Below are 14,010 nucleotides of genomic sequence, written 5' to 3'. Positions count from 1 at the left end.
ATCATGCCTATTCTATTTGGTTTTTGGGAGAAGACTTTTATGATAGAAAACAGGACATCTGATAAATTCATCAAAAAAAAAGCATTGTCCTCATCCCTGAGGATTATCATCCCTTTATATGCAACCTATGTTCTGTTTGTCCTGAGTGTTTTTCTGGTTTTTATACCCAATGAGAAAAAACATATGATGAATCTGAAAAAAGAAATAATCCGTGAACTTACGGTAACCGCCTGGAGTTTGCTGTCAGAATATGATCAAAGGGTAAGGCAAGGAGAACTGAGCATTGAAACTGCTGAACAGTCTGCAATAAGACAAATTCGAAATTTGCGCTATGGCCCTGAAGGCAAAGATTATTTTTGGATAGTCGATATGCAGCACCGGGTGATTATGCATCCTTATATGCCAGAACTCGAAGGTAAGGACCAGGTAAATTCAACCGATTCCAACGGAAAATATATTTTTGCGGAATTTGTCAATACGGTTAAAATGAAAGGTTCCGGTTATGTGGAATATGTGTGGCAATGGAAAGATGATTATAAAAAGGTTGGTCCGAAAGTTTCATATGTAAGCGGATTTCTTCCATGGAGCTGGGTTATTGGGACTGGTATATATCTTGAGGATGTCCGCCGGGAGATTGACACGACCATACAGGGATTTGTCAAAATTTTTACGGGGGTTCTGTCTGTTATTATATTGTTGTCATTTTATATCACATGGCAGGCATTTAAGGTCGATAAAAAAAAAATCCTGGCAGAAAAAGCAAAACATTTTGAGGAATTACGGCTTAAAAAATTATTGGAATTAAGCCAGATGTCGAATGCTTCACTCAGAGAACTGACTGGGTTTGCATTGGAGCAAGCAATTAAGCTGACCCAGAGTGATATAGGATACCTGGCTTTTTTAAATGATGATGAGACTCAACTGACCATGCATACCTGGTCAAAACAAACCATGAAACAGTGTGAAATTATTGATAAAACATTGGTATATCAGGTAGATGAAATAGGAATGTGGGGTGAGGCTGCAAGACGCAGAAAAGCCTTTATTATAAATGATTATGATAAGTTGAAGTCACCTGCAAAAAAAGGATATCCCCATGGGCATGTTGAAATTTCCCGTATGATGAGTATTCCAATATGTGACAGTGAAAAGATTGTGGCATTGGCAGGTGTGGGTAATAAACATGAGAATTATAATGAGTCTGATGTCCGTCAATTACAGTTGATGATGGACGGTATGTGGAGAATTATTCAAAGAAAGCAGTCTGAAGACGATTTGCGAAAAAGTGAAGAAAGATACCGGCTGCTTGCTGATAATGCAACCGATGGTATCTGGATATTGCAGCTTTCAAATTTGTTTTTGTCCTATGCCAGCCCTTCCATGGAACGGATCCTGGGATATACATGTGAGGAAATTCTTGAACTGGATATCGAATATTTAATGACTCAAACATCCTTTGAAAAAGTATCTGCAGCCATAGCCGAAGAATTGGAACATGAGGAAAAAGAGGGTATTGATACCAACCGGTACAGGATAGTTGAGCTGGAGCATATCAGAAAAGACGGATCAAAAGTCTGGACAGAGGTGACAGCAAGTTTCTTAAGGAATGAAAACGGAAAACCGGACAGGGTATTGGGGGTTACTCGTGATATTTCCAAACGCAAGAACCTGGAGCATAAATTCCAGCAGGCTCAGAAAATGGAAGCCATCGGAACCCTGGCCGGTGGAATTGCCCATGATTTTAATAATATTCTGTCTTCTGTGATGGGGTTTACGGAATTGGTAAAATTGGGGGGCATTCAGGATGAGGAGACAAAAAAGAACCTGGATCAGGTTCTTGCAGCCGGTATGAGGGCCAGGGATCTGGTCAGGCATATATTGACATTCAGCCGCAGGGCGGATGTTCAAAAAGATTTGATACAGATAACGCCATTGATCAAGGAATGCCTGAAGTTTTTAAGAGCTTCGGTGCCGGTTAACATAGAGATCAGGCATCATTTTGACGTAACAGACGGAATTGTGATGGCAGATCCTACCCAGATCCACCAGGTTCTCATGAATTTTTTTACAAATGCGGCCTATGCAATGAAAGAAAAGGGCGGCGTATTGGAAGTTCGGCTCAAATCAATTGAAATTTTGAACCATGAAATTCTCCAGGCAAAAGAATTAAAACCGGGCCGTTATCTTCAATTGGCGATTTCCGACACGGGATGTGGTATTCCAAAAGAGTTGATTGAAAGGATTTTTGAACCCTTTTTTACAACCAAAGGACGAATTGAAGGAACTGGAATGGGCTTGTCAACAGCTTATGGTATCATCAAGGACATGGGGGGTGCCATTTCGACCTACAGTGAAATTGGTATGGGAACAACCTTCCAGTTGATAATTCCGGAACATCCTGGAGAATCCGTAACAAGTACTGAGTCCGCTGATTTTTTCCTCATGAAAGGCAGTGGCAGAATCCTTTTGGTCGACGATGAAGAGTCGATTGTTGACTGGACCCGGCAGGTGCTTTTAAAACTCGGTTATGAAGTAATCGGTATGAGCAACAGCCTGGAAACCCTTGAAAAATTCAAACAAAGCCCCAATGATTATGATCTTGTATTAACGGATATGGCAATGCCCCGTATGACAGGTCTTGAACTATCAAAACGGATGATATCAATAAGGCCTGATATTCCTATTATCCTGTGTACGGGATTCAGCGAAGGGTTGACATCGGAAACGATTAAAGATAACGGTATTTTGGATATGATTATGAAACCCATGATCGCCAGCGAACTTGCCCGGGCGGTCAGCAAGGCTTTGAAGATAGAGGCTTGAAAAGTGAAGCCCATGATTAATGTATTGATAATTGATGATGATCCCAAGATTTGTTTGCTTTTCAGTAAGCTGCTCAAGCAGATGGGGCATGAAGCTTATGTTGCCAATACCATGAAAGAAGGTCTTGTACTTTGTAATAATGAGTGTTTTGACCTTGTTCTTCTGGACCTGGAACTTCCCGACGGGAACGGATTGCAGATACTGCCTGACCTGATGAAGACCGATTCCGAACCTGAGGTTATTATTATCACGGGAACAGGGGATGTCAGGGGCGCTCAAATGGCCTTTAAAAGCGGTGCATGGGATTATGTGCAAAAACCTTTTCTTTTGGACGAGGTTTCGCTTCCCATAACCCGGGCTCTTCAGTACCGCAGGGAAAAACAGACTGAAAAAACACCGGTTTCCCTGGTTCGGTCGCATATTATAGGAGAGTCTGATGTTATTCATAAATGCCTGGAAGATGTTGCGATGGCAGCGGGTAGCGATGCCAGTGTTCTGATTACCGGTGAGACAGGAACCGGCAAGGAGTTGTTTGCCAGGGCCATCCATGAAAACAGTAAAAGAGCATCAAAGCCTTTTATTGCGGTGGATTGTGGGGCTTTGCCTGAAACATTGGTGGAAAGTACCCTGTTCGGTCATGAAAAAGGTTCATTCACGGGCGCACAAACACGACAGGATGGTCTTATTGCACAGGCCCATGGCGGGACTCTTATGCTGGATGAAGTGGGGGATCTGCCGTTAAAGGTTCAAAAATCTTTTTTGCGGACTCTTCAGGAGAGGCGTGTGCGCCTGATAGGCGGTAAATCTGAAAAACATGTGGATTTCAGGCTGGTTGCAGCAACCAATCTGGATCTTGATAAGATGGTTAAAGAAAAAACTTTCCGGGCAGATCTGCTATATAGGATTCGTGCCATGGAAATCAAACTGCCTCCTCTTCGGGAACGGGAGAATGATATCGAAGAAATTACTATAAAAAAAACACATGAACTTGCCCGGCGATATGATATTGAAACAAAAGCCATATCTCCGGAATTTTTTAAAACCCTTGCCGCACAAAACTGGCCTGGAAATGTGCGTGAATTGATAAATGTTTTAGAGTATGTCCTGGCTTCCGCAGGGCAGGATCCCACATTGTTCCCCAAACATCTTCCTCCGGAGTACCGGACAGCAGGGTTGGATTTTGATGCGGTTCCTGCAAAAAAATCAATTCAACAGTCTGTTGGAGATCTTGGTGTCGGGGATGATCTTCCTACGCTGCAGGATTATCGAACCAGTATTGAAAAAGAGTATTTAAAACAATTGTTGAAACGGGTTAATGGAGACCGGGAAAAGGCAAATAAAATTTCCGGAATTTCTCAGTCCCGTTTATATGGCCTGCTAAAAAAGCATAACCTGTCAGGCTTTGGTTCTTCTTGATTATACTGGTTTTGTAATCATTTCATAATCCAATAATATTTTTTTATATTAAAGTCCTGGTAATTCCAATCGTGACTTTCATCTTTTGTTGCGGGTAAATCCGGTCGAAAAACCAGGTCTGCCCGCGGCGGTTATTTAATATTCCTGAAAATAGGAATAATATTGTTCCTGTTTTTAGGAATATGTCTTTATGTTTCATCCCCATTCTTGTTTTTAAAATCATAACATACTGTTATTAAAGCTAAAAAAAATATATAAAATTATGGTACATTTTCTGCAATAGTTATTGTCATGATTGAACATGAAAGGTCTTTTATTAATAAAAAAGGAATAGGGTAGGTGGATGAGGAATGAAAACAGTCTTGTATGCAAACAAACTGGAGAATATTGGAGGGATGCTCGAAGATATGATCCACGAACAAGTTCCTGGAATGAAAGTTGAAGTTTGCAATTCAATTGACGGTTTATCGCAAAAACTTCGGCAGTTGTTGAATAACGTATCAGTGGTTATTCTTCTGGTTGCCTTTAGAGATGAGCTTGCTCAATTGAACTATATGAGTCCGCTTTTTGAGAATACCCGGGTCGTTCTGATTTTGCCTGATAGAAGGAAGGATACGCTTGCATTGGGGTTTAGATTGAAAACAAGTTTTGTCAGTTATGTTGACAGCGATTTGCAAGATGTTGCCTCTGTTTTGAGACAAATATTGAAAAAAGCAAAGGAGAAAATGCAAAATGGCTGAATCACCAGAAAAAATGAAGCATTCGGTAAGGGCTATGGCTGACCGGGAAGGGAAATACCTGACCTTATCCGGCTACATCCATTTAGGTTGTGTTGTGGATGCAGTGTCAGAGGTTATAAATATAAGTTCTTTGGATATTGAAGATCCCCCTGATTTCGGTGTTGGTCTTGATTCCTCGTATATCCTGGGGATGGGCAAAATGGAAGGCGGTGTTAAAATTTTACCGGATATAGACCATGTATTGAGCATAGACGAAGTGTCATCTTTAAGTCAGACGGCGTATGAAAATTAAGGATATCACTGAATTTAAATTCAAATTTTAAAAGGAGAAAGATAAAAATGAAAAAAAGATCACTTAAATTCAAACTTATTTTTGGCGGCGTTTTGTCTGTTATCCTTCCCTTGGCATTGGTGGGATATGTTTCAATCAGTAAATCATCAACCGCACTGGTTTCAATTGCAAAAGGGCAGGCTACGCAAATAGCATCAGATCTGGCCGCCATGACAGATGTGGCTGTTGAGCAGGAAATCAAGCTTGTAAAGACATTGGCTCTTGAACCGCTGGTTGTTGATGCCGCAGGCAAGGTTTTGGAAGGTGGGATAGATTCTGCCGTGACAGAATTGAAGGCATTGGATAGTTTCTTTTTAAAGGTTTATGAACAGATCGGCAGCAGTTATGATCTGATGTTTGTCGCAGATGCCGGCGGTAATGTCATAGCGGACAGCATGGGCGGTGCTATGAGGACAAAACATATATCCGTTGCAGACAGGGATTATTTTACTGCAATTAAAAATGGAAAAAATATCAGTATTGGCACACCTGTTCGATCCAAGGCCAGTGGTAAACCCGTTTTTGTGGTCGTTGTTCCTGTGAAAACAAATTTTGGGCAGTTGGTCGGTATTTTTGGAGTCGTGGCCAAGCTTGACACTTTGTCTGACAAGATTACCAAGATCAAGGTCGGCACGACCGGTTATCCTTTTATGCTGGACAAGACAGGCCTTGCAATTGCTCATCCCAACAAAGAGTATATACTTGAACTGAACCTTGCAAAACTCAATGGCATGGAAGCCATTACAAGCCATATGCTGGCTCAGAAAAGTGGTGTGGATAGTTATCATTTTAAGGGAGTTGATAAAATTGCCGGTTTTGCACCGGTTCATACTACGGGCTGGAGCATTGGTGTGACACAAGATCAAGCGGAATTTATGGCCCCGGTTCATGTTATTCGAAATATTGTGTTTATTGCCGGAGTAATTTTTCTGATTATTACCATTTTGGGCGTGCTATGGTTCACCCGGAGTATTACCTTGCCCATCAACCGTATTATTGCAGGTCTTGGAGAGGGATCAAGCCAGGTTGCAGCTGCATCAAACCAGGTGGCATCCTCCAGCCAGTCTTTGGCGGAAGGTGCTTCACAACAGGCGGCTTCCATTGAGGAAACTTCCGCATCAATGGAAGAAATGGCTTCCATGACTATGAAAAATGCCGAGAATGCAAAACATGCGGATAATTTGATGAGAGAAGCCAACCAGGTAGTGATCGATGCCAATGAGTCAATGGGATTGCTCACCCACTCCATGGAAGATATTTCCAACGCCAGCGAAGAAACTTCAAAAATTATTAAGACTATTGATGAAATAGCATTCCAGACCAATCTTCTTGCATTGAATGCCGCAGTGGAGGCAGCCCGTGCAGGCGAAGCCGGCGCAGGGTTTGCCGTGGTTGCCGATGAGGTGAGAAATCTTGCCATGAGGGCTGCTGATGCTGCCAAGAATACAGCTGATTTGATTGAAGGAACCGTGAAAAAAGTGAGTGAGGGGTCGAAACTTGTTTCAAAGACCAATGATTCATTTGGCAAGGTTTTTGTAAGTACTGAAAAGGTTGGAGAGCTTGTTGCTGAAATTGCCGAGGCATCTGATGAACAGTCCAATGGGATTGAACAGGTTAATACGGCAATTTCTGAAATGGATAAGGTTGTGCAGCAGAATGCTGCAACTGCAGAGGAATCCGCTTCAGCATCTGAGGAGATGAATGCCCAGGCAGAACAGCTCAAGGTATATGTCTCAGATCTTTTTCTGGTGGTTACTGGTAGCAAAGGAAAGGCCTCGGGGATATCCATGAAAAAAAATGTAAAACACCTTGCTTCAAATCATCAACTCATACCGGCACAAGAAAGGAAATTTCTACAGCCGAGAGCCAATGAAATCAAACCGGATCAGGTAATTCCTTTTGATGATAATGATGATAATTTCGAAAATTTTTAATCAGGTAAAAGTCTTCTATCAAAGGGCTGTATTATTGTCTGCCCGTTTTGATAGAAGGCTTAATAATCTTGGTGTCCTGTAGTATTATAGTATTCAATCTTTGATGCAATACAGTAGATGTCTTTAAAAGACAAATGATTTCGTTCAAGTTATAAAATTTATGATCCTTAAGTATCATGAAATGAATTTTTATGACTCCTTCCTTAATGTGCCTCCTTGCCTGTATTGTGATTCGCGTGTTATAATTAATTTCATATAATATGAAAATCAATTGAATTTCAGGGCCTTGCGTATAATTGTTCTGGTAAAACGATAGGTATCAATAATAAAAATGGCAGAAGTGTTTAAATTTTTCAATCTTGTGCTTTTAAAATATTGAATCTATATTATTTTGTGAAATTGGTTTAGTATTATTGTTATTCTCGCTTTGATGGAGTTGAAGGGGGCTTCCAATTGACTTTCATATAAAAAAAATGGAGATTTTAAAATGAAAATATTGAAAATAGATCATATTGGAATTGCGGTTTCAAGCATTGATGAAAAAAAAAATTTTTGGACAGATGCCCTGGGGTTAAAGTTGGAGAAAACAGAAACGGTTTTAGAACAAAGCCTTATCACTGCATTTTTGTCTGTTGGTGAAAGTGAGCTTGAACTTTTAGAATCCACTTCCGACGAGGGGCCTGTGGCCAAATATATTGAAAAAAAAGGAGAGGGAATACAGCATGTGGCGTTCCAGGTTGAAAATTTAGAACAAGCTCTTGCAGAACTCAAAGAAAAAGGAATTCAATTGATAGATCAAACCCCTCGAAAAGGGGCAGGCGGATCAAAAATTGCGTTTTTACATCCCAAAGCCACATCAGGCGTCCTGGTGGAATTGTGCGAAAAATAGTGTTTGATATCTAATTTAATTAAAGCCGGAGGAGAATCATGTCTCAATTGTCTGATTTTAATAGGTGGGAAGAACTTGCTGCAAAAGAGTTGCGGGGGAAAAACCTTGAATCTTTGACAAAGAAAACACCGGAAGGAATTGAAATTAAGCCCTTATATACTGCCAAAGATCTTGAAGCAGTGGAATACATTGATAATCTGCCCGGGTTTGAGCCTTTTGTGCGGGGCCCCAAGGCCACCATGTATGCCGGTCGTCCATGGACAATTCGTCAGTATGCAGGTTTTTCAACAGCCAGAGAATCCAATGCTTTTTACCGCAAAAATCTGGAAGCAGGACAAAAAGGTTTGTCTGTGGCTTTTGATCTGGCAACCCACAGGGGATATGATTCCGATCATCCAAGGGTGGCAGGTGATGTTGGAAAAGCCGGGGTTGCAATTGATTCCGTGGAAGATATGAAATTGTTGTTTGACAATATTCCCCTGGATCAGATGTCTGTGTCCATGACCATGAACGGTGCGGTGCTGCCGATCCTTGCAGGTTATATTGTTGCGGCAGAAGAGCAGGGTGTTCGCCAGGATCAGCTTATGGGAACCATTCAAAATGATATTTTAAAAGAATATTTGACCCGGAATACTTATATTTATCCGCCAGGTCCGTCCATGAGGATTATTTCTGATATTATTGCATTTTGTTCGGATAACATGCCCAAATTCAACACCATCAGTATCAGCGGATACCATATCATGGAAGCTGGTGCGGATTCTGTTCTCCAGACTGCATTCACCCTGGCCGACGGTTTGGAGTATGTCAAGGCAGCCCTTGCAACGGGTATGGATATTGATCAATTCGCCCCAAGGCTTTCGTTCTTTTTCGGGATCGGCATGAATTTTTTCATGGATATCGCTATGCTCAGGGCTGCAAGATTTTTGTGGGCAGAACTCATGTCGCAGTTTAATCCTAAAAATCCAAAATCAAAAATGCTTCGGACCCATTGCCAGACCTCTGGCTGGAGCCTGACCCTGCAGGACCCATATAACAATATTGTCAGGACAACCCTTGAATGCCTGTCAGCCGTTCTGGGCGGTACTCAGAGCCTTCACACAAATTCTTTTGACGAGGCTGTGGGCCTGCCCACGGAATTGTCCGCCAGAATTTCAAGAAACACCCAGATTCTGGTTCAAGAAGAATCCCATATCTGTGATGTGGTTGATCCTCTGGGCGGATCATATTATGTTGAAACCCTGACCCAGAATATTATTGACAAGGTTCGTAAAATTCTGGCGGAAATCGAAGAGTTAGGCGGTATGGCCAGGGCCATTGAATCGGGTATGCCGAAAATGAGGATCGAAGAAGTGGCTGCCCGCCGCCAGGCCCGGATTGACCAGGGCAAGGATGTGATTGTGGGGGTGAATAAATATAAGGTTGAAGATGAAACACCCATCCCGGTACGTGAAGTATCCGAGGATGTTCGGGATGAACAGGTGGCACGCCTTGTGCGGATTAAAAAAGAGCGGGATACCAAGGTGGTTCAAAAGGCTTTGGATGATATCACAACAGCTTGTGAATCAGGTGATAACCTTTTGGCAGCCTGTCTGCCTGCGGTAAGGGCCAGGGCAACGGTTGGAGAAATTTGTGATGCCATGGAAAAAGTATTCAAAAGATTTGTGGCTACCACCCAGTGTATTTCAGGGGTGTATGCTGCAGAGAGTTCAGGTTCCGAGATGATCAAGTCGTTAAGAAAGAGGACGGCGGACTTTAAACATAAGACCGGTCGAAGGCCCAGGATATTGTTGTCCAAGATGGGACAGGACGGCCATGACAGGGGCGTTAAAGTCATTGCCACAGCATATGCGGACTTTGGTTTTGATGTGGATTTGGGACCCATGTTCCAGACCCCGGAAGAAGCCGCCAGAATGGCGGTGGAAAATGATGTTCATCTGGTTGGGGTGTCAAGCCTTGCGGCAGGGCATAAAACCCTTGTGCCCCAGATTATTGAAGCATTGAAAAAACAGGGGGCCTCTGATATTCAAGTGGTGGTTGGCGGTATCATACCGCCGGGGGATTATGACTTTTTGAAAACCGCGGGAGCGGCTGAGATTTTTGGCCCGGGAACAGTTGTGACGGATGCGGCAAACAGGACTCTCAAGATTATAGGTGCGTGAAAAATTATGATTCAAACCAGCCCTGACCAGTTTGTTAAAGGGATTTTAGACGGCAACCGCCGCATGATCGCCAAGACCATAACATTGATGGAAAGCAGTCTTGCTGAGCATCAGAAAACAGCTTCCATGGTAATGGAACAGATTCTGCCCCATACGGGAAACAGTATCCGCGTAGGAATTACAGGTGTGCCGGGTGTAGGTAAGAGTACCTTTATTGAAAATCTGGGTATTTTTTTAGCTGATAAAGGCCATAAAGTGGCTGTCCTGGCTGTCGATCCCTCAAGCCGGCGAAGCGGCGGGTCCATTCTGGGAGATAAAACACGGATGGAAAAGCTGTCTGTCCATGAAAATGCCTTTATCCGGCCCTCCCCGGCAGGCGGGCTTTTAGGCGGGGTTGCCGCTAAAACCCGTGAAATTATGGCTGTGTGTGAGGCAGCCGGGTTTGATGTCATACTGGTGGAAACCGTGGGGGTGGGACAGTCTGAAACCAGTGTGGCCTCCATGGTGGATTTTTTTCTGGTTCTTATGATTGCAGGGGCGGGAGATGAACTCCAGGGTATTAAAAAGGGGGTTCTGGAACTGGCTGACGGGATTGTCATTAATAAGGCGGACGGAGATAACCTTAAGGCCGTTGAAAAAGCCAAAAGAGAACTTAAAACAGCCATGCATTTTATCCGTCCTGAATCGCCTGCCTGGCCTATACCTGTAATGACCTGCTCCTCAATTGTTCAAGATGGTACAAGCAAAATCTGGGATACTGTCCTGGATCATCACAAGATATTTAAGGCATCCGGTGAATTTTTGCAGAGGCGAAAAAAACAATCCCTGGAATGGATGTGGACCCTGGTGGACGAGGGCCTGAAACAACGCTTTCAAAATAATGAGAAAATTAATGAAAAAATACCGTTTGTTTCACAGCAGGTGGAAAATGAAAAAATGTCGCCTTCAGCAGGCGCTGAAAAACTTTTGTCCTATTTGTAAAAAAAATGATTAGATTCAGAGCCTTGAATTCAGCCGATTTGATCCTCAAATTCTTTTAATATAGAGATATCCACCACAACTGAATGGCACAGAAGAACCAATATATCCTCAAAAGAAGATTCTAATATGAAATATTATTCATTTGTATGAACACCCGGTATCTTTGTGACATATCATGACAGTACCGGGTGTTTTTATGGGGTTTAGGGTGCTGTATACCCTCCATCTACAACAATTTCAGCTCCGGTCACAAAAGACGATTCATCCGAGGCTAAAAAAAGTGACGTATAGGCAATCTCTTCTGGCCGGCCAAACCGTTTCATGGGGACCATTTCTATGAGGGGCCCCCAGGCTTCTTTGGGTACGCTGGTTTCAAACAAATGCGTATCAAACATACCTGGGTGAATGGAGTTTACCCGTATATTATCTCCCACAAATTCCATTGCTGCTGATTTTGACATGAGACGCACCGCCCCTTTAGAACCCTGATAAGCTGTGGCTCCTGCGGCACCGGCAATACCGTATATGGATGAGAAATTGACAATGGAACCGCCTCCGGCCCGTTGCATTGCAGGAATTGTGTGTTTCATTCCCAGCAAAACCCCTAATTGGTTCACTGAAACAACTTGGTTGAAATCATCTATTGTATGTTCCAGCAATCCCTTGTGCAAATAAATACCGGCGTTGTTGATCAATACATCAATTTTACCAAAAGTGCCCTCTGCCTTGGCAACGGCTTTTTCCCAATCCTTTTCACGGGTGACATCCATGGCGGCGGTGACAACGCTTCCTCCTTGTGCCGTGATGTCATCTGCCACCTTGGTGAGAATATCTGTTTCAATATCTCCTAAGAAAAGTTTTGCTCCTTCCCTGGCAAATAATTTTGCCTGTTCCGCTCCTAAACCATTTGCCGCCCCAGTGATAATTGCTACTTTGTTTTCCAATCTGAGAGCCATACTTTTTTCTCCTTTGATGTGAACCTTGGTATGTGGTTTGCCAATATTTCCTTTCCCTTGGCTAAAGAATAATCAGGGGAAAGAAAATTACTAATATCATCATGGAATGTATGGAATGAGCCCGGCAATGTCTGTAACAATTGCTACATAGCTGTCTTTTTTATCAGGTTAAAACAGGTCTCGGCATAAAGAAGGTAGCCATGGAAGGTCATGCGGGCAATGGAATTTTAATGGTTCGATCTGATATGATGACTTTTTCGGATTGGATCAGTTCTTTCATGGCCCGGGTAATGCTGACACGATGGGCACCTAATAAGAAGCCCAGTTCTTCGTGGGTGAGGGGAAAACCGATAACCAATTCCGAGGCAATGCAAACTCCATGTTCCTCTGCAATATGGGTAAGAACCTGGTACAGTCGTTCCACAAGATTCCCGGAGGATACGCTTCCCAAACGGTGGGTCAGGGCGGAAATCCTTTTTCCCATATTTTTTATTACCCGAAGGCCGATGCCCGGATTTTCACCGATAAGAGTTTCAAACCGGTTTTTATTGAAACCGCAGGTGATGGTGTCTTCCATGGCCCAGGCGGTCACCGGATATCTGATTTCTTCGCAAATCATATTTTCACCAATCATATCACCGGCTTTTCTGAAATCAAGAATGACTTCCGTACCATTTTCCAGAACCTTGCTTAATTTTATCCGTCCTGCCTTGATTAAAAACATTTCCTGGGCTGAGTCTCCTTGAAGAAAAATGGCTTGGCCGGAATGAAAAACGCCCCTGGAGCCTATGGTCCTGCATTGTGCGTTTTCTTCATCCGTGAGATCTTCAAAAAGCCATAGTTCCCTGAAACAATTGTCGGTCACTTGCATACCATCATGGATTACGTCATTACAATAACATTTCATTGAATGTTCCTTAATTCACTTTTGAGAGGGGGATAAAAAAAGTCCAAATTATATAGGCCGGAAAGTAGGATAGGTTACAAATGAAATACCGGATAAGGTTTTGGCAGTTGCCTGGTTATGAAGAATCAATAAGATGGCTGCAGGCCGGACAATTTTTGTTCCTTGTTATGGTCATGGCATCAAAATGCATTTCCATCAGATCAACAAAAAGAAGTCTGCCTTCAAGCAGTTTTCCTATATTCAGTATATATTTCAGGGCTTCGGAGGCCTGTGAAATTCCAATAAGACCGGGCATCACTCCTAATACTGCAGCAGCTTCTTTTGACATGGCCGGGGCCGCAGGATACAGGCAGTTGTAACAGGGGGTTTTTCCGGGAATTATGGTCATGACCTGACCTTCAAATTCCGATACTGCTCCGTATATCCATGGTTTTTTCTGATCTATGCACGCATGGTTGATGGCATATCTGGTGTCATAATTGTCAGTACAATCAAGTACAAGATCGTAGGGCTGTATTAATTTTTCAAGCTGTTTTGCTGATGTAAATTTTAATTTGTAGGGATTGATTGTTATGTCAGGATTGAATTTTTCAAGAGTTTGCCGTGCTGATTCCACCTTGGGTTCTCCAATAGTACCGGGATGATGAAGGATCTGGCGATTCAGGTTGCTTTTATCAACAACATCGTCGTCCATAATCCCCAACACTCCCACTCCGGCTGCGGCAAGATAAAAAGCTGCTGAAGATCCAAGTCCGCCTGCTCCGATCAGCAATATGCTTGAGTTTTTGAGTTTTTCCTGTCCTTTGGGGCCTATTTCGGACAGCATCACCTGTCGGTGATACCGGTCAGAATTTTTGTCTGTTTGCATGGG

Annotated in this window: 11 protein-coding genes; 8 read left to right on the top strand and 3 right to left on the bottom strand. The window is 42.9% G+C overall.

Annotated elements, in window-relative coordinates; genetic code table 11:
• Positions 1–39 precede the first annotated feature (39 nt).
• The 8 genes from BLT94_RS04480 to meaB all read left to right on the top strand — a co-directional run bounded on the left by BLT94_RS04480 (position 40) and on the right by meaB (position 11,276).
• Positions 40–2,823: a cache domain-containing protein gene (locus BLT94_RS04480; protein WP_092230869.1), complete on the top strand. Its 2,784-nt coding sequence runs from the start codon at positions 40–42 to the stop codon at positions 2,821–2,823.
• 12 nt (positions 2,824–2,835) lie between these two features.
• Positions 2,836–4,239 carry a sigma-54-dependent transcriptional regulator gene (locus BLT94_RS04475; protein ID WP_175530269.1) on the top strand — a complete coding sequence of 468 codons (1,404 nt, stop codon included), beginning with the start codon at positions 2,836–2,838 and terminating at the stop codon, positions 4,237–4,239.
• Positions 4,240–4,589: 350 nt separating this feature from the next.
• Positions 4,590–4,979 (top strand): hypothetical protein, encoded by a 390-nt coding sequence (locus BLT94_RS04470; RefSeq protein WP_092230866.1) that lies wholly within the window; start codon positions 4,590–4,592, stop codon positions 4,977–4,979.
• On the top strand, positions 4,972–5,271 hold the full coding sequence (locus BLT94_RS04465; protein ID WP_092230863.1) for a chemotaxis protein CheW: 300 nt from the start codon (positions 4,972–4,974) through the stop codon (positions 5,269–5,271). Before BLT94_RS04470 ends, BLT94_RS04465 begins: the two co-directional genes overlap by 8 nt.
• 47 nt (positions 5,272–5,318) lie before the next feature.
• Complete coding sequence (locus tag BLT94_RS04460) at positions 5,319–7,244, top strand: methyl-accepting chemotaxis protein (protein ID WP_092230861.1); 1,926 nt, start codon at positions 5,319–5,321, stop codon at positions 7,242–7,244.
• A gap of 487 nt (positions 7,245–7,731) precedes the next feature.
• Positions 7,732–8,133, top strand: a complete 402-nt coding sequence (mce, locus tag BLT94_RS04455) for a methylmalonyl-CoA epimerase (RefSeq protein WP_092230858.1) — start codon at positions 7,732–7,734, stop codon at positions 8,131–8,133.
• A 38-nt stretch (positions 8,134–8,171) separates the two neighbouring features.
• Positions 8,172–10,295 carry a methylmalonyl-CoA mutase gene (scpA, locus tag BLT94_RS04450; protein WP_092230855.1) on the top strand — a complete coding sequence of 708 codons (2,124 nt, stop codon included), beginning with the start codon at positions 8,172–8,174 and terminating at the stop codon, positions 10,293–10,295.
• Between the two features lie 6 nt (positions 10,296–10,301).
• Positions 10,302–11,276, top strand: coding sequence for a methylmalonyl Co-A mutase-associated GTPase MeaB (gene meaB, locus BLT94_RS04445; protein ID WP_092230852.1), 975 nt, complete (start codon positions 10,302–10,304; stop codon positions 11,274–11,276).
• 203 nt (positions 11,277–11,479) lie between these two features.
• On the opposite strand, the gene BLT94_RS04440 is transcribed toward meaB, so the two are convergent.
• From BLT94_RS04440 to BLT94_RS04430, 3 genes are all read right to left on the bottom strand, one after another.
• Complete coding sequence (locus BLT94_RS04440) at positions 11,480–12,232, bottom strand: SDR family NAD(P)-dependent oxidoreductase (protein WP_092230850.1); 753 nt, start codon at positions 12,230–12,232, stop codon at positions 11,480–11,482.
• Positions 12,233–12,440: 208 nt separating this feature from the next.
• Entirely contained in the window at positions 12,441–13,139 is a 699-nt protein-coding gene (locus BLT94_RS04435; RefSeq protein ID WP_092230846.1) for a Crp/Fnr family transcriptional regulator, read from the bottom strand.
• 115 nt (positions 13,140–13,254) lie between these two features.
• Positions 13,255–14,007, bottom strand: coding sequence for a HesA/MoeB/ThiF family protein (locus BLT94_RS04430; RefSeq protein ID WP_092230843.1), 753 nt, complete (start codon positions 14,005–14,007; stop codon positions 13,255–13,257).
• Between the last annotated feature and the right edge of the window lie 3 nt (positions 14,008–14,010).

This window comes from Desulfobacula phenolica, assembly GCF_900105645.1.
Classification (GTDB): domain Bacteria; phylum Desulfobacterota; class Desulfobacteria; order Desulfobacterales; family Desulfobacteraceae; genus Desulfobacula; species Desulfobacula toluolica.
Note: the sequence above shows the minus strand (reverse complement) of the source record. Positions and strands in the feature narration are given on the sequence as shown.